Origin of the sequence: Mesorhizobium sp. M1328, from assembly GCF_040318075.1 — a bacterium.
GTDB lineage: Bacteria > Pseudomonadota > Alphaproteobacteria > Rhizobiales > Rhizobiaceae > Mesorhizobium.
Genome location: NZ_JAMYLO010000011.1, coordinates 120,731 through 140,717 on the forward strand (window position 1 = coordinate 120,731; position 19,987 = coordinate 140,717).

Sequence of the window (19,987 nt, forward strand, 5' to 3'; positions counted from 1 at the left end):
CTCCGTCGGCTGATTCTGATGATGCTCGCCACCCTTGGGGAACGCTGGCGTTGATCCGGTGGAACCTTATTGGTTTCTGTCCGGTGGCTGCTGCTGTGGCCGTCTCTAATGCGGCTTTTGCCTGCTCCTAGCGCTCTCGGGAGGACCATCCGAACAGGACGCCCGCCAGCACAATGGCGGGTCTCGTTTTCATGCCCATCTCCTCATATCGAGTAGATTGCGTTCGACCTCTACGTCGGCCGCGCGGACGCGAGAGCCCACGGTCCGCAGCACGCAGGTCGCGGTCTGCACGTCGGGTCAGCGCATTGTCGCGTCGGCTCGCAGATCCATGTCAGTCTCGGTCGAGACCGTCACCTGCTCGCCGGACCTTGAGAACGCGTAAAGCGAGCCCTGGTGGCCCGGCATGGAAAAGGCCACGGAGTCATCGTTGGCGAGACCCATGACGACGCGCAGCGGATCGCCCCCCGTCTTCGGCGCGAAGGTGGCGGTGACCTCCAGCAGGTCGCCATCGACCGGGACGTAGTAGACCACCATGTCGAGGTGTCCCTCGTGCAGGCTGCCGCCTTCGACCGGTCGTCCGATGGTTGCTTCCTCGGCAAGAGCCGGGGTCGCAAGAAACAGCACCGCCAGCAGCGATGCGCTCAGGGTTTTGCTGATCATCTCGTATTCTCCTTTTTAGATTGCGTTCAACCTCTATATAGGTTATAGATTACGAATGCAATCTAAAAAAGGAGATGGCGATGCGCGTAAGTCGCACTCAAGCAGCAGAAAACCGCGAGACCGTGATCAATGTGGCAAGCCGGCTTTTTCGGGAGCGCGGCTTTGACGGCATCGGCCTTAAGGATCTGATGAAGGGGGCCGGGTTGACCCAAGGCGCCTTTTACAAGCAGTTCGCGTCGAAAGAGGACCTGGCCGCGCAGGCGTCCAGGCGGGCGATGGAGAGCGCCACCCACCGGTGGTCGGCCGCGACCGCGGCAAAGCCCGAGGATCCGCTTGGCGCGGTGATCGCGTTCTATCTCAGCATGGACCATCGCGGAGAAAAGATGGACGGCTGCCCGATCGTGGCGCTGGGTTCGGATGCCGCTAGACAGGGCACGGACGTGAAAGCGTCGTTCGAAGCCGGGATCGAGGAGCATCTCGAGATTCTCGGCCGTTTCATTGCCGAGGCCAATGGCGAGCAGTCCGATGGCAAGGCCATGGCCGTTCTCTCGACAATGGTCGGCGCGGTGCTGCTCTCGCGGGTCGTCAACGACCCCGATCTCGCGCAGGCTTTTCTGGATGCGGCGACCGATCAGGTTCGCGAAGCAGTCGCCACTTGAACGGCGTGAGCAACGCTGGCGGCCCACCCAAATCGATAGGAGACTAGATGCGACGCATCGTTGTTACAGGGATGGGAGCGGTCACGCCCCTTGCTGCCAATGTCGAAGCGTCCTGGTCGCGCCTCTTGGCCGGTCGTTCGGGCATTCGTAGGCTTTCGGACGATGTCGTGGGAGACCTGCCGGCGAAGATCGGCGGCGTGGTTCCCTCCTTGGAAGAAGATCCGGACGCTGGTTTCGATCCCGATGTCATCCTGGCTGCGAAGGATCAGCGCAAGGTAGATCGGTTCATTCTCTTTGCGCTGGCGGCGGCAAAAGAGGCGCTTGCGCAGGCGAAATGGGAGCCTGCCTCGGAAACGGATCGCTTGCGCACGGCCACGATCATCGCTTCGGGGGTCGGCGGGTTCCCAGCCATAACCGAGGCGGTGCGCACGGTCGACCGGCGCGGCGTCCGCCGTCTCTCGCCTTTTACGGTGCCGTCCTTCCTGGTGAACCTCGCGGCAGGCCACATCTCGATCCGCTATGGCTTCAAGGGGCCACTCGGCGCGCCGGTGACGGCGTGCGCGGCCGGCATCCAGGCGATCGGCGATGCGGCTCGTCTCATCCGCGCAAACGAGGCCGATATCGCCGTGTGCGGCGGCACGGAAGCATGCATGAATATCGTCAGTCTCGGTGGTTTTGCCGCGGCACGCTCTCTTTCTACCTCCTTTAATCACCGTCCTGATGAGGCCTCCCGACCGTTCAACAAGTCGCGGGACGGCTTCGTCATGGGCGAAGGAGCCGGCATGTTGGTCATCGAGGAATTGAGCCACGCGCTGGCGCGCGGCGCAAGACCGCTGGCCGAGCTTGTCGGCTACGGCACGACGGCGGATGCTCATCACGTCACCTCCGGTCCCGAGGACGGCGACGGTGCGCGCCGGGCCATGGAGATCGCAATCGCCCAAGCAGGGATTTCGCCCCGCGAGGTTCGTCATCTCAATGCCCATGCGACCTCCACGCCGGTAGGCGACCTGGGTGAGATCGAAGCGATCAAGAGCGTGTTCGGGCGCGATTTCGCGATAGCTGTCAGTGCAACGAAATCGGCGACCGGACACCTGCTCGGAGCCGCCGGCGGGCTCGGAGCAATCTTCGCAATCCTGGCGCTCAGGGATCAGATGGCACCGCCGACCCTCAATCTGGGCGCTCCCGATCCGGCCGGCGACGGGATCGACTTCGTCGCAAACCGGGCCCGGCCGATGGCGATGGGCTATGCAATCTCCAATGGCTTCGGCTTCGGAGGCGTTAATGCCAGCGCGCTGTTCCGGCGCTGGACGGATGATCTGGCCGGCGCGAGCACCGGAGGCGCTCATGATTGACGCCTTTCGCTCCGACCTTTCGTGCTTCTCCCACGCCAATCCAATACGAAGAAAGTGACCTCCATGAACAAGACCAATCTAGGCGTCGCCCTGGTGACCGGGGCATCCAGCGGCATCGGGCACACAACGGCCAAAGCCCTGCAGAACGCGGGCTTTCGCGTGTTCGGAACCAGCCGTCGCGCGGTCGCCGACCGATCCGACGGCGTTACCATGCTGGCCTGCGACGTGACCGATGATACGTCCGTGGCGAAACTTGTCCACGACGTGCTGGCCGAGACCAGGCGCATCGACCTGCTCGTCAACAATGCCGGCGTTGGCCTGCTTGGTGGCGCGGAGGAGTCCTCGATGGCCCAGGCCAAGTCGTTATTTGACGTGAACGTCTTTGGCGTTATGCGAGTAACCAAAGCGGTGTTGCCGACAATGCGCCGTCAAGGCAAGGGCAGAATCGTCAATTTGAGCTCGGTGCAGGGGTTCATTCCAGCTCCCTATTTCGCGCTTTATTCGTCGACCAAGCATGCCGTTGAGGGCTATTCCGAATCGCTCGACCACGAACTGCGTACTTTCGGAATTCGCGTCGTGTTGGTGGAGCCCGCCTATACCCGCACCTCATTTGAAGAAAATCTCGCCAGGCCGGATCAGCTGCTTGATATCTATGATTCCGCGCGCGCTGGCATGAATGCAGCTGTGCGGAAAGCGATGGAAAAAGGCGATGCGCCGGAAGTGGTAGCCAGGACCGTTTTGGCGGCTGCGACCGATCCCGCTCCGAAGAGGCGCTATGCGGCTGGAAAAATGGCGCGTCAGGTCAGTTTCCTGCGTCGTTTCGTCCCCGCATCTGCATTCGACAAAAGCCTGCGAAAGCAGAACGGGCTGCCGGTCTGAGGTCGACAACAATGATATTCCTGTTTCGGTCGAACCCGTGGGAGAGCGCGTTCCAGGAGTTCACATTTTTTGGCATTGGCACAGCCGGACGCGCGTCTTCGATGCGCTCGCGTCCGCGACTGAGCCCTGCGGTCGTTGGCGTTAGATTAGCGTCATGTTATATTGCGGCGCGAAAGAGCGGGGGCCACGTTCTTTTCACACCCGTAAGCGATCCGTATGTGCGACCCCTGCAGACTGGTCGATATCACGGAAACTCCCGGGCATGGGGTTCGGGATTCGAGGGGGACAAGGGGTAATGCTTTACACGCTCGTTATGATGGTCTGCCTGACGGATGTGCCGCAGACCTGTGAACAACGCGAACAGATGGTGGACGGCCTAGCGATGAATCCCGGGACCGCCTTCATGCAGGCGCAATCGCTGGTAGCCCAGTGGATCGAGACGCATCCCGGTTATTTCGTTCAGCGCTGGCGCGTGCTGCCCGGCCGTGGATCGTGATATCCGCCGCAAAGATCGAATGAGGTCCTACTTCTTCGCGGCGAGCGTTTCCGAGACGACCTTGGACAATTGATAGAGCCGCTGCTCGATTATCGTCGGCACTTCACAGACGTAAGTCAGTGATTGGACGCGCTCATTGAAAATTCGCGTTGCGAATTTCAGCTGTTCGGTTCGCCGATCGATCTCTTCGGGATCTGGATCCGGCTTTACCCGCAACGCATCGACATCGGACGCTTCCTTGCGCAACGCGGCGGCCATTTCGAGCTGCTTGTGGGCGTAACGAGAAATGCCGGAGATCACCTGCGAGCGCTCGGCGTCCATGTGATCGAACATGCCTTGCACCAGCATCGCCATTTTGGGTGCAAGTTGCTCGGCCGGCAAGGAGGCGGCGAAATCCTTGATCTTCTTTTGAGCTTCCGCAATCGGCATCCGGCGAGCTGCCAGCTCCTCGACCAGGGCGGAGATGGTGGGGTCGTTCGACCAGTCCTTCGCCGCTGAAGGAAGGTCCGGTCCGCTCCAGATCTGGCCGAGCGAGAGTTGCGGCACCTTGCGCTGTATGCAGGGCCAGTCTGGATCGGGGTTGGCTGCCATGGCGTTGACGCCCGGCGCGAGCATGGCAACCAGAGCCAGGCCGCGAACAAGGCTCATTCGTGCCATCAGGCATTTCCTCTCGTGTCCTGTTTGCGGGTCATCAGGCCGCGCGAAGGGTCGTAGGCGATGATGGCGGCGGCAAGGAACAGCAGCGTGCAGCCGGCAACGACGCCCAGCGACAGCCACTCAACCTGGCCGTAGAAGGCGAAGCGGATCAGTTCGACAGCGTAAGTAAACGGATTGGCGAGGCAGATTTTGTAGAGCAGGGGGCTAGCCTCCTGGATACGCCACAAGGGATAGAGTGCCGGAGAAGCGAAATAGCCGGGAAAGATGACGAAGTTCATGATGCCGGCGAAGTTTTCGAGCTGCTTGATCATCGAGGACAAAAGCATGCCGAGCGCGCACAGCATCATGCCTGACAGGAACAGCGCCGGCAGTACTGTGAGATAGCCGAGCGGCGGCGCCTTGACGCCCCAGAACCAAGCAACGATCAGGAACGCGTAAACCTGCGCGATCGACACGGCGACACCGGCGAGCATCTTCGAGATCAGTAAAAACCAACGCGGGAAGGGGCTGACCAGCAGGGTGCGCATGTTGCCCATTTCGCGGTCATAGACCATCGACAGCGAAGACTGCATGCCCGAAAACAGCAGAATCATGCCGCACAGGCCCGGCGTGATGTAGACCTCGTAGAGCACGTAGGTCTTGTAGGGCGGGATGATCGATACACCGAGCACCTGCCGGAATCCGGCGGCAAAAATGAACAGCCAGACGAGCGGCCGAACCAGCGAGGATATGAAGCGCTCGCGTTGGTGCAGGAAGCGCAGGCACTCCCGCACGACGATCCCTTTGAGGCAAATGAGGTAGTGGCGGAGCCCAAATTGTTCGAACTTCACCGGCGTGAGGGCGGCGACTTTTGCGGGCATTGCGGGAGCGCTCATGGCGACATCTCCGCGATGCCGCTTGTTTCGATGCGGTTGAGCCTGGAAAAGGCGTCGCGGATCGAACTGGCACCGCTCGTCGCAACGACATCGGCCACCTTACCCTTGGCAACCAGGTCGCCCTGCCGCAGCACGACGACATGGTCGCCGGCTTCGACCTCATCGATCAGATGCGTCGCCCACAGCACGCCGATGCCCTCGGTTTCGACGAGCTTGCGGATGGTGGCCAAAATGCCCGCACGCGACTGGATGTCGAGACCGACCGTCGCCTCGTCGAGCAAAAGCAGGGAAGGGCGGTGGAGCAGCGCCCGCGCGATCTCGATGCGCCGCATTTGGCCGCCGGAAAGACTGCGTGCCTTGTCATGCTGACGGCCCTGCATGTTGACCATGTCCAGCAGCGCGGCAATGCGCTGCCGGGCTTGGTGTCCGCCAATGCCATGCAGCGAGGCGTGGTAGGAGAGGTTCTGGTGGACGCTGAGGTCGAGGTCGAGCGTGCGTGCCTGGAACACGATGCCGACACGTCTGAGCGCTTCGCCCGAAGCGCGGCTGACATCATGGCCGAAGATGCGGATCGATCCGCGGCGAGTGCCGTAAAGATGGCTGATCAGTGAGAACAAAGTTGTCTTGCCGGCGCCGTTGAGACCGAGCAGAACGGTGAAAGTTCCCGGCGCGATCGAGAATGAGACGTCGTGGAGCGCCCGCTTCGGACCATAGGAATGGCTGATACCGGCAAGATCGAGCGCCGCCACCTCCTCTCCAGGTCCACCTGTCCTCACATGTTGCATGCCGCTGGCTCCTTCGGGGCGCGCTGGTTATCTAGTGCACTTGCAGCATCCCCGCGGCAAATATTCATCATGCCGGCCTCCCTGATAATCGCTGCGGTCTAGTGGGGCGATATGGCCACGCCCCAAGGCTGCTGGCCCACCGTGACCGATTGAACCGGCTCGTCGGTCGCCGTGTCGATGAAGGTGATGTCGTTGGAATTGCCGTTGGTGGTGATCAGCGTCTTCTGATCGGGGGTGAAGTCGAGATGCCAGACGCGCTGGCCGACCAGGATGTATTTTTCCACCTCGTAGGTTTCGGTATTGATGACGGCGACGTGGTTGGCTGGGCCGAGCGCGACATAGGCTTTCTTGCCGTCGGCGCTGATCGCGATGCCGACCGGCTGGATGGTTTCGGGCCGCAGTCCCGCAATCGCGAACTGGATCTTCTTCACCACCTCGCGTTTGAGACTGTCTATGACGCTGACGGTACCGCCGATTTCGGCACTGACCCAGATCTGTGATCCGTCGGGCTTGAATTGCGCAAAGCGCGGACGCGTATCGACCAGGACGTTGTCGGTCACCTCATGGCTGTCGGTGTCGATGAAATGCGCCATGCTGGTGGTTTCGGAGGTGTTGACCATGGTTTTGCCATCGGGACTGACGGCCATGCCTTCAGGCTCCACCCCAACGGGAATCTCGGTCATGACCTGCTTGCTCTCGATGTTGATCGCGGTGACGAGATTGTCGTCCTCGTTGGCGACGTAGAGCGTCTTGCCGTCGGGCGAAAGCACGAACAGTTCGGGATCTGGGCCCGATGGCAGCGTGCCCACGATCTGCAGCGTCGCGGTATCGATGATTTCGATTGTATCGTCATCGCTGGCGCACAAATAGATGAACTTGCCGTCGTGCGAGATGGTGATACCGCGCGGCCTCTGGCCGACTTCGACGGTCTTCACCACTTGCATCGTCGCCGTGTCGACGACCGTTACCGTATTGTCTTTCTCGTTGGAGACATAAACGGTGTAAGCCCACGCCGGATTGGCCATGAAGCCGGTTGCGAGAATGGCGAGTGCGCAAGCTCGTCTCTGCACGAAAATTCCTCCCGATTGGTTCTACTTAAGGACGCATTTCGTTTCCGGCTGATCGACGCCGAGCGTATCGAGCTCGGAGATTTGGTGGAGATAACCCTCCTGTGGCGATGTTGAGACCACCGATTTGGTGTCGCCGAGCAGGATTGGCTGGCGAAGCTGATGGTTCCACTTGCGGAAGGTCAGCTTCTGTCCCTTGAAGGCGGCGACCGAGAAATCGTCCGAGCGGATGTAGTCGCTGATCTTCTTCGGATCGTCGCCATTGGTCCGCGTGCTGGCTTCGCCCACCGCCCGCACCGCCGTCCAGGCCGACATATCCTTGGACAGCATTCGCCGGCCGGTCGTCCTCAGGAAACGGCTCTGCATTTGAATGCCACCCCATTGCTCGCTCGCGGGATGCCAGGACGATGCGACAAGACCGGCCGTGCCAGCGACCAGCCGCGGTGTCCAGGTGCGGTAGGGCACATAGGTTCCGAACACCTCGCTCTCATCGGCGACAAGCACCACGTCATGCTCCGGCAGATCCTGCGTGAACACGGAAATCTGCTGCTGTATCTGCGTAGCGCCGGTGTCGGTGCGGCGCGCCGTGCCAGTGTCTTTGAATTCCTTCTCGGCGACGATCTGACCGCCGAAGCGAGCCGCCGCGCGGCGCAACGCGGCCGCATAGAGATGATCCCGCTCATGCGAACCGTAGAGCAGCACCCAATTCGGCCATTTCTTTACTACGAGATACTGCGCCAGCGCGTCGGCCAGCATGCTTCGCGTCGGCGCCACATGGAAAATGTTTATCCGGCAGTCTTCCTCGCGCAGGCTGTCGTCAGTGGCACCGACATTGAAGACCAGAACGCCCTTGTCGCGGGCGATGTCGGCGATCGACAGCAATTGCCTGACCGAGAGGTCCGCGACAACATAGCGGTCACCTTTGGCAATCAGATCATTGAACGCCTGAGCCGCGTCGGCCTCCGGCTTGACCTCGGTTATGTCGAGGCTGAATTTCTGGCTGAGGAACTTTCCTGTCGTATTGTTGTCGCCGATCGCCACATTGGCGCCGGCGACACCTTCGTCGGGTGGCGGCAGGTCCAGCAGGGAAAGCGCCAGTTGCGGCGCGTAGGCCCGCAAATAACCTATTCTGATTTCGGTTATCTTTCTTTCCGGCCTGCCGGTTGCGACCGGTTGCTTGCCCGTCACTTCCTGGGCCATCACGTCCGCAACGTTGGCGGTCTGGAAAAAAAAGCACAAAAAGGCCGCGAGAGTGCCTGGCACCGCGCTCGTCATCGATAAAACTGCCCATTCTTGCACTAAAGTCCGATTGTTCCCGGACCAGCGCGAATTCAAGGTGCCCACAATGAGCTTAGCGGACCCCACAAGATTTATCAAAGCCCTGCAAGTGGACTTACGTGTCTGCTTTAGTCCTATGTCTTTTCGCGGAGATACGGCGGTGAATGAGCGTGTTGCGGTCTTCGACTCCGAGATCATCCGCAGCAATACCGGAATGTGAAACTCTATGGGTTGCCTTGGGAGGATTGCCTGATGAAAACGCGCGCCGCTGTCGCCGTCGCCGCCGGAAAGCCGCTGGAGATCATGGAGGTCGACCTCGAGGGCCCTCGCGAGGGCGAGGTGCTGGTCGAGATCAAGGCAACCGGCATCTGCCACACCGACGAGTTCACGCTGTCGGGCGCCGACCCGGAAGGCCTGTTTCCGGCGATCCTCGGCCATGAGGGCGCCGGCATCGTCGTCGACGTCGGCAAGGGCGTCACCTCGGTCAAGAAGGGCGACCACGTCATCCCGCTCTATACGCCGGAATGCCGGCAGTGCCCGTCCTGCCTGTCGCGCAAGACCAACCTGTGCACCGCGATCCGCGCCACGCAGGGACAGGGCTTGATGCCCGACGGCACCTCGCGCTTCTCGATCGGCAAGGACAAGCTGTTCCACTATATGGGCTGCTCGACCTTCTCCAATTTCACCGTGCTGCCCGAGATCGCGGTGGCCAAGGTCAACCCGGACGCACCGTTCGACAAGATCTGCTACATCGGCTGCGGCGTCACCACCGGCATCGGCGCTGTGATCAACACGGCCAAGGTCGAGCAAGGCGCGACGGCGGTCGTCTTCGGCCTCGGCGGCATCGGCCTCAACGTCATCCAGGGCCTGCGCCTGGCCGGCGCCGACATGATCATCGGCGTCGACCTGAACAACGACAAGAAGGAATGGGGCGAGAAATTCGGCATGACGCATTTCGTCAATCCGAAGGAGATCGACGGCGATATCGTGGCTCATCTCGTCAACATGACCAAGCGCGGCGCCGACCAGATCGGCGGCGCCGACTACACGTTCGACTGCACCGGCAACACCAAAGTCATGCGGCAGGCGCTTGAATCGTCGCATCGCGGCTGGGGCAAGTCGGTCATCATCGGCGTTGCCGGCGCCGGCCAGGAGATCTCGACGCGGCCGTTCCAGCTGGTCACCGGCCGCACCTGGATGGGCACCGCCTTCGGCGGCGCGCGCGGCCGCACCGACGTGCCGAAGATCGTCGACTGGTACATGGCCGGCAAGATCGAGATCGATCCGATGATCACCCACACACTGAAGCTCGAGGACATCAACAGGGGCTTTGACCTGATGCATGAAGGCAAGTCGATCAGGAGCGTGGTGGTTTACTGAGGAGGAGAAAGCCGCCGGCTAACCAGCCAGAGGCCGAAAAATGCAGATGTTCAACAAGGGAGGAAACAAAAATGCCGGAAAAACTGCATCCTAAGATCGACAATGGCCTGCCACGGGAAAAGGCCGACTTTGCCGGCGGCACGCTGGTCTGCGCCTGCACCAGCAACCCGGTCAAGGTGAAGGTCAAGGGCCAGATCGCCCATAACCATGCCTGCGGCTGCACCAAATGCTGGAAGCCGGAAGGCGCACTGTTCTCGGTCGTGGCGGTTGCCGCTACAAACGACGTGACGGTGACCGAAAACGGCGACAAGCTGAAGATCGTCGATCCGGGCGCGCTGATCCTGCGCCATGCCTGCACGGGCTGCGGCGTCCACATGCACGGCCCGGTCGAGCGCGACCACGCTTTCAAGGGGCTGTCCTTCATCCATCCCGAGCGCTTCCAGGAGGACGGCTGGTCGCCACCGGGCTTCACCGCCTTTGTCTCGTCGATCATCGAATCCGGTGTCGATCCGAGCCGCATGGACGGCATCCGATCACAGCTGAAGTCGATCGGGCTCGAGCCCTACGATTGCCTCAATCCCGGCCTGATGGACTATATCGCCACCTGGACCGCAAAGAGATCGGGCGCGTTGCCGGCCTAGCAGCTGCTCGACTATCATCGATCGAGCCGGGCGGCGCCGCCCGGCACGATCATGTGCACGTGCGGATGGTGGGTCATCGCGGGGCCCCACGTGGGCAGGAAAGCGGTGATGCCGACACGGGCGCCGAAAGCGCAGGCCTCGACGCCCTAATTTGCAGGCACTGCCCATTTCAATCGCCTCGATTGCGCCGAGGTGCCCAAGCGCGGTCAGCTGATACGGGTTCTCACGGTTGAGATCTCCCGTATTCTGTCCATCTGCCCAACATCACGGCCCCAGGCTTCGACATCCGGGCGCTGATGCCGCCCTGTGGAGCAGAAGAAGCTGGTGGTGCTCACGATCGCGCGAGCGGTTCACACAAGCATTGGCCTCCGCCCAGGCGGGCTGCACGAAGATCTGCCACGGCTTTAGTCGAGGATATGGGCAATTTGATCCGCCCCATCCTATTCGCCGGAAGATACACACTTGAAGATCAGGCCCAATTAGACTAAGTTTTATGAACTAAGTCACGAGGCCCGCAATGCGCACCGTCAATATTCACGAGGCCAAGACGCATCTGTCTCGTCTTATCGACAGGGCAGCCAAAGGCGAATCTTTCATTATCGCCAAATCCGGCAAGCCGATGGTCAAGGTCGTTGCCATAGACGCACCTGCGGCCGGCGAAATGCGTCGCGTGGGATTTATGGCCGGGCAGTTTTCAGTTCCGGACGATTTTGATCGCATGGCCGATGAGGAAATCGAGAAGCAGTTTGGCGGCGATGCATGAAACTTCTGCTCGATACCCATCTTCTGCTCTGGGCGGCGGGCGAGCCCGGAAAGCTCCCGCCCGCCGCTCTTGCTGAGATCGAGAATGTCGACAACCACCTGACCTTCAGCGCCGCAAGTCTCTGGGAGATTGCCATCAAATGCAGTTTGGGCCGCCCTGACTTTAGGGTCGATGCGCGTCTTTTACGTCGGGGCCTGATAGACAATGGCTATCATGAGCTGCCAATCACCGGGGAGCATGCCATTGCGGTGGAGGGGCTTCCACCCATCCACAAGGACCCCTTCGATCGGATCCTGATTGCTCAATCGATTGTGGAAGGCATTACATTGCTGACCGTCGACGATCTGGTCGCACAGTATCCTGGGCCTGTCCGTCGTCTCTGATGGAGGTGGCCCGAGCCCTCGGTGGGGTAAGCGGTTGAAGTCAGCTATCGCTTCAGACCACCCATGAACGCCTTTACTCGAGCAGAGTCGACTTGGTTCCACCAGACGCCGTCGTGCTTCAGCGCGCTGGCGATGATGACCCCGTCGACAATGGCGAGGATATCCTTGGCGTTGTCCGCCGTGACACCGCTGCCGACCAGCGTTGGCAGGCCGGCGGCCTGCTTGATCATGCTTATGTAGCCCAAATCCGCGGCGTGGCCGGTGCGCTGGCCGGTGGCGATGATGGCGTCGGCGTCGAAGAAGACCAGGTCCTTGACCAGTTCCTCCACCGGACGGTCGGCGACGATGGCGTGTGCGCCGTGCTTGACATGGGCATCGGCGAAAATGCGGATGCCGTTGGCGCGCAGCCTGGCGCGGTAGCGCGCCGCGCGGCCCGACTCGCCTTCGACAAAGCCCTCATTGGCGACATAGGCGTTCGCCCATTGATTGACGCGGACGAAACCGGCGCCGGCAGCGCTGGCGATCGCCAAGGCCGGGATCGCGGCGTTGGCCAGCACATTGATGCCGATCGGCCTGCCGAGTTCGCGGCGGATGCGGTCGGAAACAACCGCCATATAGGCCGCCGTCTCCGGGCCGATATCGTCAGGCTTGGCGAAGGGGAGGTCGCCATGGTTCTCGACGATGACGCCGTCGCAGCCGCCGTCGAGATAGGCTTTGGCGTCATCGAGCCCGCGCTGGTAGATCGCCTCGATAGCCTCGCCGTCATAGCGCGGCGCGCCGGGCAGCGGCGCCAGATGAACGACGCCGATCACCACCTTGGTGCGGCCGAAAAGGTCTAGAAGCGCGTCGCCGCCGGATTGGCCGATCTGGGTCATGAGAGCTCCATTTGATCGATGAGCACCGCCATCTCGGAGGCGGAAGGACAGGATGCCAGCGTGCCCGGCCGTGTCACAGCGATTGCGGCGGCCGCGAGCGCAAGCTCCAGCGCCGAGGTGACCGGCATGCCCCGCGCAAGCCCGCCGGCGAGGCAGCCGCAGAACACATCGCCGGCGCCGCTGGTGTCGAGCGCCTCGACCTGCGGCGCCGGCAAACGAAGTGGTTCTCCATAGTCCGGGGAGAGCACAAGGCAGCCTGCGGCGCCGAGCGTGATAACTACCGTGCCTGCGCCTTGGGCTACCAGCGCGCCGGCGGCTGCTGTCATATCATCCCGGCCGGTCAGGGTTTTCGCCTCGGATTGGTTGACAACCAAAACCTCCGCCAGGCCGAGATCGGGCAGCGAAATCGCATCGATCGGGCTGGCGTTGAGAACGGTGCGTGCGCCGTTTTCCCTTGCTGCCCCGAGGCAGGCATTGGTCACGGCAGCCCGCAAATTTCCCTGGCAGACGAGGATGTCGCCGGGCGCGATCCAGCGGACAAGTGCTGTCTGCGCAACCGGGTCGAAGGCTTCGCTGCAGGCGACGCCGCTGACGATGAAATTCTCTCCGCCTCGATCGACGACGATGGTCGAGCGGTCGCTCGGCAGCTCGAATTCGCTCACCTCAAGGTCGGACAGCTCGCTGTCGAGGCGGCTCCTGATCCATGCGCCAGCGGGGTCCTTGCCGAGCGCCGTCCAGAACGTCACCTCTGCACCAGTCCGTGCTGCTGCGACCGCCTGGTTGGCGCCCTTGCCGCCGAGCCCGTCGGCATAGCTCACGGCATTCAAAGTCTCGCCCGCGGCAGGGAAGCGGCCGACGCGAAACACGGTATCGACGCAGGCATTGCCGACAACGTGGACATGCATGGCTCAGCTCTCACCGGTCGCCCAGCCCAGCATCTGTTCGAACAGGGTCTTGTAGCCTGGCCAGGCGATGAATTGCGGCGGCAGCCAATGCGGCCCGACATCGGATGTCCAGGCCACGGTGCGGCCCTTGCCGTAATGGCCGGTGACAAGCAGCGGCAGCGAGCCATAATCCGACGACACACTGGCCAGGACCTCGGCCCCGTCCTTCAGCGTCACCTCGTTAAAACCGAGCAGGATCGGCCAGTCCGAGCCGAGGCCCCTGAGGATGGGATGGCTCGACCCTGGTTTCGGCACGGGCGCAAAACCTTCGGGAACCTCGACGCGGTCGTCGTAGGCCAGGCAATTCACCGGCAGCACGTCCTCGACCGGGGTCTTGCGGTAGCGCGCGCCGCCATTGATGCCCTGGAAGCTGTAGTAACCGCCGAACATCAATAGACCGCCGCCACCGCTGACGTAATCGCGCAGCAGACGCAGGCGGTTCGCCGTCGGCTTGGAGTGGACCCAGGTGTCGGGATGCAGCAGCAGCGTGTTGGCGCCGATGTCGGAGAGCACGACCGCGTCATAGGCCGACAGCGCCTCCATGGTCTGAGGAAAGCCGCGCTGCGCGTCATGTGCCGGCATGAAGGTGACGTCGAAGTCGGTCGCCTTCAGCGCGTCCAGCAACTCGTCCGCGCCGGTGTGGTAGGTAACGGTCGGAAACTGATCGAAACCCTTGATATGGGTCGCGGTCGACACCCAGGATTCGCCGGCAAGCAGGATTTTCTTCTTGGACATTTGAACTCCCGTCGTAACTCGAGGCCATTTAGAGCCGCGCGAATACGCTCTTTGGATTAGCGATCAGCATGCGGTCGATGGCCGCCTGCTCGACGCCGTGGCGTCTCAGGCGCGGTATGAAATGCTTCAGGATATAACCATAGCCGAAGCCGCCGAAGCGCGTCAGCATGATCTTGAGGAACACATCCTGCGACAACAGCAGGCGGTCGCCGAAGCCCGCCTCGACAAGGGCGGCGATGGCGCGTGCGTTCTCCTCGTCGGAGGGCGATTGCGCGTCCTGGTCGGCATAATAATAGTCCATGCCGATCATGTCGTATTCGAGGAACGCGCCGCGCTCGGCGAGGCTCTTCTGATAGTCCAGATCGTTGTGACTCGGGTTCATGTGGCAGAGCACGGAGTGGCGGAGATCCGCGCCTTCGGCCTCGACGATATCGAGCACTTCATGCGCCAGCCGCTCCCAGCCCGGCAGGTGGATCGACAGCGGCACGCCGGTGACGCGCGAGGCACGCGCCGAAGCACGCAGCGACTTGCGTTCCTCGGCGGTGAAATCCTTGCTGACGCCGACTTCGCCGATCAGCCCGGCCATGATCGGCGGCTGCGTCTTGCCGCCACCGACATCGTTGACGATGAACTCGGTCACCGCGTCCACATCCATCGCCTTCAGCCATTCGGGATGGGTGTGCTCGAGATAGAAGCCGGTGCCCATGACGATCTTCAGGCCGGACATGCGGCTGATGCGGGCGAGCTTTTCGGGGTCGCGGCCGATGCCGATATTGGTGGCATCGACGACGGTGTGGCCGCCCAGCGCGCGATAGCGCTGCAGCTCCGACAGCGCCAGGTCGGCGTCGTCGAGCGAAACGTTGTCGCGGTTGACGTAAGGGTTCATGCGCAACTCGCCGATGATCTCGATGTTCACCGGCTGCTCGGCGATCGCCATGTCATCGGGATGGCAGGGGCATTTCCAGCTGCGCGCGCCGTCGAGCAAGATGTGCTCGTGCATCAGCGTGATGCCCATGTCGTCGACCGGAACCGGGCCGAGCACGGTCATCACATGGCCAGTATCGACCCCGATCGCCAGCCGCTGGCCGGGCACTGCGTCATCGAACAGACCGCTCATCGGCTCAACGGCTCCGCACGGCGCCGCGGAACAGGCGGAAGTTCAGCCAGATGGCGATCAGGATGATCGTTCCGGTGACAATCGGCGTCAGGAAAGGCGACAGATGCGCCAGGATCAGGCCGTTGCCGATGACGGCCACGGTCAGCGCGCCGAGCACCGTGCCAATGATCGTTCCACGGCCGCCGAACAGGCTGGTGCCGCCGAGCACGACGGCGGCGATGACTTCCAGCTCGAAACCCTGTCCGGCATTCGAAGATCCCGATCCAAGCCGGGCAGCAATGATGATCCCGGCAAGGGCTGCCGCGGTGGCGGAAATCACATAGACGAAGAGCGTCGTTTGCCGCGTGTTGACGCCGGCGCGCCGCACCGCCTCGGCGTTGGCGCCGATGCCGGTGACATAGCGGCCGAATGGCGTCTCGTTGAAGGCGAGATAGGCGATGGTAAGGATCGCCAGCGCGATCAGCGCCGGCACCGGCACGCCAAGGAACCAGGCGCGGCCCAGCACGGTGAAAGCGCTTCCGGGCTCGATCGGGATGGAATAGCCGCCGGTGATCAGCAGCGCCACGCCACGGATCACCGAAAGCCCGGCAAGCGTGACGATGAAGGACGGGATGCCCTCATAGGCAATGAAATAGCCCTGTACCGCCCCAAGCAGGGCACCGAGCGCCAACATGGCGAGGATAACGACTGGCCACGGCAGGCCAAACTGCAAAAGCGTCGCCGACAGCGTCGCCACCAGCGCCAGCACGGATCCGACCGAAAGATCGATGCCGCCAGTGGTGATGACGAAAGTCATTGCCGCGGCGACGATCAGCAGCGGCGCCGACTGCCGCAGGATGTTCAACAGATTGGGCGACGTCAGAAAGGCGTCGGTCGCAACCGAGAAGATGATGCAGACGACCAGAAAGAACAGCGCGATCGAGACGACACTGCCATTGGCGAGCAGCGCATCGCGCCAGGTGCCCTTGTGCACTCGTGAGGGCTGGGCGGCGTGGATCGCGTCGCTCATGCCGGCGCTCCACCGCGATAGCCATTGGTGGCGGAACGCGCGCTGAACTTGCGGCCGACGATCAGATTGACCACGTCTTCGATATTGGTCTCGCCGATCAGCCGCTCGGCGACGTTGCGCCCTTCATACATGACCTGGATGCGATCGCAGACGAGGAACAGATCCTGCAGCCGATGGGTGATCAAAATAACGCTGACACCGCGCGCACTGACCGCGCGGATCAGTTCGAGCACCGCCTCGACTTCGGCCACGGCAAGCGCTGCCGTCGGCTCGTCCATGATCAGCACGGCCGGTTCGAACGAGGCGGCGCGGCCGATCGCGATCGACTGGCGCTGCCCGCCGGAGAGGTTTTCGACCTTGAGCCGCGTGTCGGCAATGACGATGCCGAGCCGATCGAGCATCTGGCGCGTCTCGTCATGCATGCGCTTCTTGTCGAGAAAGGAAATGCCTGCGATGCGGCGGCGCGGCTCGCGGCCGAGAAACAGATTGCCGGCGACATCGACCGTGTCGCACAGCGACAGGTCCTGGTAGACCATCTCGACGCGCGCCGCACGTGCGTCCGCTGGCGAGTTGAAGATCACCGGCTTGCCGTCGATCTCGATGGTGCCGGCGTCGGGAACCACAGCCCCCGACAGCACTTTGCTCAATGTCGACTTGCCGGCGCCATTGTCGCCGACGAGCCCCAGCACCTCGCCCGGCTTCAGCGTCAGCGACACATCATCGAGCGTCTGGATGGCGTTGTAGCGCTTTGAGATGCCGCTCATCCGCACCCGATAGGTCTGGCCACTGCTCATCTGGGATTCCACGCGATTGCAAGGTATCCGCGGCGCAGCTTCAGGCGGCGCCGCGGCTCGGTCGCCGACGCAGTTTACTTGAACATCGCGCGGTATTGGTCGACATTCTTCTTGGTCACGATCGTCACCGGGATATTGATGATCGGATCGATTTTCTCGCCCTTCTTGAGCTTGCCCAGCGCTTCGACCGCGGCCTTGCCTTCGCCGGCCGGATCCTGCTGCACGACCGCCACCACCCAGCCGTCGTCTATGCCCTGAACGGCCTGCTTGGTCAGATCCCAGCCGAACACCTTGACGTCGCCGGTGCGGCCCTGGCTGGTCACAGCCGAAACGGCGCCGAGCAAGGCCGGCTCGCCGGTCGCATAGAGCGAGTTCATGTCCGGATTGGCGGTCATCAGGTTTTCCGAAGCGCTCAACGCGGTCTCCTGAACGTTCTGGCCGTCGACCGTGTCGAGGAAGTTGACGGCCTGGCCGCTTTCGGTCACCGCCTTCTTGAAGCCGTCGAGCCGCTGGTTCTGGATGAATGAATTGAGTGCGCCGACGATACCGATCTTGGCCTTGCCGCCCATCTCGGTCTTCACATAGTCGGCGTAGAATTTGCCGATATCCTCGCCGGCCTTGGTGTTGTCGACGCCGATGAACGAAATATTGTCGCCGTCGGGGATCTGCGCGTCGATGGCTATGACGGGAATGCCGGCCGCCTTGGCCGCGGTGATCGCAGGCTTGACGCCGTTGACGTCGATGGCGACCAGAATGATGCCGTCGACTTTCTGCGTGATGTAGTTCTCGATCGCGTCGTTCTGCGCGCTGGGCACATTGTTGGCGTTGAAAATGACCAGCTTGGCGCCCGCGGCGTCGGCTGCCTTTTGCGCGCCCTCGTTGATCTGGTTGAAGAACAGGGCCTGCTGGTTGATGTTGACGAGAGCGAACGTATCGGCAAGCGCCGATCCCATGGCTGCCGAGCCCATGGCAATGGCGGCGGCACAGCCGGCGAGAAGTTTGAACAGACGCATTTCGGTTCCCCTTGCTTGCGGACCAGACCTCGGCTGGTCCCGTTGGTGCTACAGGCACGAGGCAAGCATTCAAGAGACTTGAATATTTGTCAATCCAAATGAACGCAAAGCGTTGCTCAGAAAGTCGCCGGCGTGTTGACCCAGAAAATGCTAGCGCGTTCCTCGCCGATGTTGCGGTAATGATGCGGCAGCTCCGACCTGAACACGAAGGCATCGCCGGTGGCGAGAGCATGGCTCTTGCCGTCGACGATCAGTTCGATCCGCCCGGCGAGCACGTAGCCGACTTCCTCGCCGGCGTGCTGGATCGGACCTTCGCTCGAGCCCTCTGCCTCGATGTGATGGATGTTGCATTGTAAGAGGTGGCCAGGCGAATATGGAATGATGCGTTCGAGCGAAATTCCTTCGCCACGCCGTAGCGCGTCGAGCGCAATCAAAGGCCTTGCGCCCGCCCGGAATACGATCGCCTCGTCGTCATCGACTTGCTCGAACATCCAGCCGATGTTGGTGTCGAGAACCTCAACCAGACGGTGAAGCATGGGCAGGGACGGCGAAGCCTTGCCGTTCTCGATCTTGGACAGCAGGCTTTCCGAGCAATTCGCAGCCGCGGCCAGCGTCTTCAGCGTCATGCCGCGTGTCTGGCGGGCGAGGCGCAGCCGAGTTCCAAGTCTCGCAGCATTTACGGTGGCGTCCGTTTCTGACTCTGGCCGCCGTCGATCGATTTTGTTCATCTGTTCGCCAACCATCCAACGGTCAAGGGCAACTATCGCGCGAGCAAAAGACCTCAGCCGACGATTTGCAAGTGCTGATGCGTCAAATTCGAGACTGTAGCCGTAGCTCCGGCATCTGGCGAATGCTGCTCCCGCATGGACCGCACTGATATCTCGCCCAGTCATCCCTGTCGCTTGGCTGCCCATCGGGGTCGAAATCGTCACCGTTACCGCGTTACGTCACGTGGTGAGTGGACTTGGAACGTCAATGCAGGCAAGGCGGGCCACGCAGCCAATCTATACAACCACGGCCGTGCCGACACGATGAAATCTGGACTGTCACCGAATTCGCGAAGTCCGCCAGAAGTCACCAGCCCCAGCGCCCTACGGAGTCTAAGCCCAGGGCGCGCAGGCTCTCCGTAGCGGCGACGTATTCAATGAAATTCTTGGGGCAGTCGCGCACGGCTTGAGCTTCGACAATTTGAAGAAAGTCCAACAGAATTAATGGACTAGCACCTTGCGGATGTGAATTGCGGAAGCGATGCGCGGTTAATGCTTTAGAAGTATAGACACATCGACACGAGGTGCGAAGAAGCAACGCCAATACAGCTGATTGGTTACGACATATTTATTTTCGCAGATATGGTATTGCCCGTCCGGGGATTCCTGTACACGGTCCCGTGGGATGGTGAAATTATGCGGCAAATAAATGTACCCACCGTCCACCCTGGACCGCACCGAAGACCGAGGTACGGCGCGGCAATCAGAACCACCGCAGCACTTGAATTTGGTCTGTGGGTCAATCTTGTCTTCGTACCAATCATGGGCGTTAGCGGCTGTTGCGGCGGCGATACACATTGCCGTGAAGATGAGCCTTCGCATGGCATTCCTCAAGTATCTGGCGGGCGCTGCTCGTTC

22 protein-coding genes and 1 pseudogene are annotated in these 19,987 nt (G+C 61.8%); 8 read left to right on the forward strand and 15 right to left on the reverse strand.

Annotated features, from left to right (window positions below; genetic code table 11):
- Positions 1–297: 297 nt before the first annotated feature.
- On the reverse strand, positions 298–660 hold the full coding sequence (locus NKH23_RS20085; RefSeq protein ID WP_353017029.1) for a hypothetical protein: 363 nt from the start codon (positions 658–660) through the stop codon (positions 298–300).
- Between the two features lie 80 nt (positions 661–740).
- On the opposite strand from NKH23_RS20085, the gene NKH23_RS20090 reads away from it, so the two are divergent.
- From NKH23_RS20090 to NKH23_RS20105, 4 genes are all read left to right on the forward strand, one after another.
- The gene (locus NKH23_RS20090; protein WP_353017032.1) at positions 741–1,319 is read left to right on the forward strand and encodes a TetR/AcrR family transcriptional regulator; all 579 of its coding nucleotides are present in this window, start codon (positions 741–743) and stop codon (positions 1,317–1,319) included.
- A gap of 47 nt (positions 1,320–1,366) precedes the next feature.
- Positions 1,367–2,671 carry a beta-ketoacyl-ACP synthase II gene (gene fabF / locus NKH23_RS20095; protein ID WP_353017035.1) on the forward strand — a complete coding sequence of 435 codons (1,305 nt, stop codon included), beginning with the start codon at positions 1,367–1,369 and terminating at the stop codon, positions 2,669–2,671.
- 63 nt (positions 2,672–2,734) lie between these two features.
- Positions 2,735–3,550: an oxidoreductase gene (locus NKH23_RS20100; protein ID WP_353017038.1), complete on the forward strand. Its 816-nt coding sequence runs from the start codon at positions 2,735–2,737 to the stop codon at positions 3,548–3,550.
- Between the two features lie 295 nt (positions 3,551–3,845).
- The gene (locus NKH23_RS20105; protein WP_023678847.1) at positions 3,846–4,046 is read left to right on the forward strand and encodes a hypothetical protein; all 201 of its coding nucleotides are present in this window, start codon (positions 3,846–3,848) and stop codon (positions 4,044–4,046) included.
- A gap of 27 nt (positions 4,047–4,073) precedes the next feature.
- Here NKH23_RS20105 and NKH23_RS20110 read toward each other — a convergent pair whose 3' ends face one another.
- The 5 genes from NKH23_RS20110 to NKH23_RS20130 all read right to left on the reverse strand — a co-directional run bounded on the left by NKH23_RS20110 (position 4,074) and on the right by NKH23_RS20130 (position 8,630).
- Positions 4,074–4,703 (reverse strand): hypothetical protein, encoded by a 630-nt coding sequence (locus NKH23_RS20110; RefSeq protein ID WP_353017040.1) that lies wholly within the window; start codon positions 4,701–4,703, stop codon positions 4,074–4,076.
- A complete protein-coding gene (locus NKH23_RS20115; RefSeq protein WP_353017052.1) occupies positions 4,703–5,563 on the reverse strand; it encodes a lanthanide ABC transporter permease protein PedC in 861 nt (286 codons plus the stop codon). The genes NKH23_RS20110 and NKH23_RS20115 overlap by 1 nt, the downstream gene beginning before the upstream one ends.
- An 11-nt stretch (positions 5,564–5,574) precedes the next feature.
- Positions 5,575–6,363, reverse strand: a complete 789-nt coding sequence (locus NKH23_RS20120; RefSeq protein WP_353017043.1) for a lanthanide ABC transporter ATP-binding protein PedB/LutE — start codon at positions 6,361–6,363, stop codon at positions 5,575–5,577.
- A 98-nt stretch (positions 6,364–6,461) separates the two neighbouring features.
- Complete coding sequence (locus NKH23_RS20125; protein ID WP_353017046.1) at positions 6,462–7,433, reverse strand: YVTN family beta-propeller repeat protein; 972 nt, start codon at positions 7,431–7,433, stop codon at positions 6,462–6,464.
- A 21-nt stretch (positions 7,434–7,454) separates the two neighbouring features.
- A complete protein-coding gene (locus NKH23_RS20130; protein ID WP_353035234.1) occupies positions 7,455–8,630 on the reverse strand; it encodes a lanthanide ABC transporter ABC transporter substrate-binding protein PedA1 in 1,176 nt (391 codons plus the stop codon).
- A gap of 330 nt (positions 8,631–8,960) precedes the next feature.
- Here NKH23_RS20130 and NKH23_RS20135 point away from each other — a divergent pair, with 330 nt between their 5' ends.
- Entirely contained in the window at positions 8,961–10,088 is a 1,128-nt protein-coding gene (locus NKH23_RS20135; protein WP_353035236.1) for an S-(hydroxymethyl)glutathione dehydrogenase/class III alcohol dehydrogenase, read from the forward strand.
- 71 nt (positions 10,089–10,159) lie between these two features.
- Positions 10,160–10,729 carry an S-(hydroxymethyl)glutathione synthase gene (gfa, locus tag NKH23_RS20140; protein WP_353017121.1) on the forward strand — a complete coding sequence of 190 codons (570 nt, stop codon included), beginning with the start codon at positions 10,160–10,162 and terminating at the stop codon, positions 10,727–10,729.
- Positions 10,730–10,749: 20 nt separating this feature from the next.
- Here the strand turns inward: gfa and NKH23_RS20145 are convergent.
- A pseudogene (locus NKH23_RS20145) lies at positions 10,750–10,854 on the reverse strand (transposase); the annotation flags it as partial.
- Between the two features lie 392 nt (positions 10,855–11,246).
- On the opposite strand from NKH23_RS20145, the gene NKH23_RS20150 reads away from it, so the two are divergent.
- On the forward strand, positions 11,247–11,492 hold the full coding sequence (locus tag NKH23_RS20150) for a type II toxin-antitoxin system Phd/YefM family antitoxin (RefSeq protein WP_352977445.1): 246 nt from the start codon (positions 11,247–11,249) through the stop codon (positions 11,490–11,492).
- Entirely contained in the window at positions 11,489–11,875 is a 387-nt protein-coding gene (locus NKH23_RS20155; RefSeq protein WP_352977447.1) for a type II toxin-antitoxin system VapC family toxin, read from the forward strand. Before NKH23_RS20150 ends, NKH23_RS20155 begins: the two co-directional genes overlap by 4 nt.
- Before the next feature lie 44 nt (positions 11,876–11,919).
- Here the strand turns inward: NKH23_RS20155 and NKH23_RS20160 are convergent, their stop codons facing one another.
- From NKH23_RS20160 to NKH23_RS20195, 8 genes are all read right to left on the reverse strand, one after another.
- The gene (locus tag NKH23_RS20160; RefSeq protein WP_352977449.1) at positions 11,920–12,750 is read right to left on the reverse strand and encodes a BtpA/SgcQ family protein; all 831 of its coding nucleotides are present in this window, start codon (positions 12,748–12,750) and stop codon (positions 11,920–11,922) included.
- Positions 12,747–13,655: a ribokinase gene (locus NKH23_RS20165; protein WP_352977450.1), complete on the reverse strand. Its 909-nt coding sequence runs from the start codon at positions 13,653–13,655 to the stop codon at positions 12,747–12,749. The genes NKH23_RS20160 and NKH23_RS20165 overlap by 4 nt, the downstream gene beginning before the upstream one ends.
- Positions 13,656–13,658: 3 nt before the next feature.
- Positions 13,659–14,429 (reverse strand): glutamine amidotransferase, encoded by a 771-nt coding sequence (locus tag NKH23_RS20170; RefSeq protein WP_352977452.1) that lies wholly within the window; start codon positions 14,427–14,429, stop codon positions 13,659–13,661.
- Between the two features lie 28 nt (positions 14,430–14,457).
- A complete protein-coding gene (locus NKH23_RS20175) occupies positions 14,458–15,546 on the reverse strand; it encodes a phosphotriesterase family protein (protein ID WP_352977454.1) in 1,089 nt (362 codons plus the stop codon).
- A gap of 4 nt (positions 15,547–15,550) precedes the next feature.
- Positions 15,551–16,555: an ABC transporter permease gene (locus NKH23_RS20180; RefSeq protein WP_352977455.1), complete on the reverse strand. Its 1,005-nt coding sequence runs from the start codon at positions 16,553–16,555 to the stop codon at positions 15,551–15,553.
- A complete protein-coding gene (locus NKH23_RS20185; protein WP_352977457.1) occupies positions 16,552–17,349 on the reverse strand; it encodes an ATP-binding cassette domain-containing protein in 798 nt (265 codons plus the stop codon). The genes NKH23_RS20180 and NKH23_RS20185 overlap by 4 nt, the downstream gene beginning before the upstream one ends.
- A 74-nt stretch (positions 17,350–17,423) precedes the next feature.
- Positions 17,424–18,362 carry an ABC transporter substrate-binding protein gene (locus tag NKH23_RS20190; protein ID WP_352977459.1) on the reverse strand — a complete coding sequence of 313 codons (939 nt, stop codon included), beginning with the start codon at positions 18,360–18,362 and terminating at the stop codon, positions 17,424–17,426.
- A gap of 116 nt (positions 18,363–18,478) precedes the next feature.
- On the reverse strand, positions 18,479–19,090 hold the full coding sequence (locus NKH23_RS20195; RefSeq protein ID WP_023679230.1) for a cupin domain-containing protein: 612 nt from the start codon (positions 19,088–19,090) through the stop codon (positions 18,479–18,481).
- Positions 19,091–19,987: the final 897 nt, after the last annotated feature.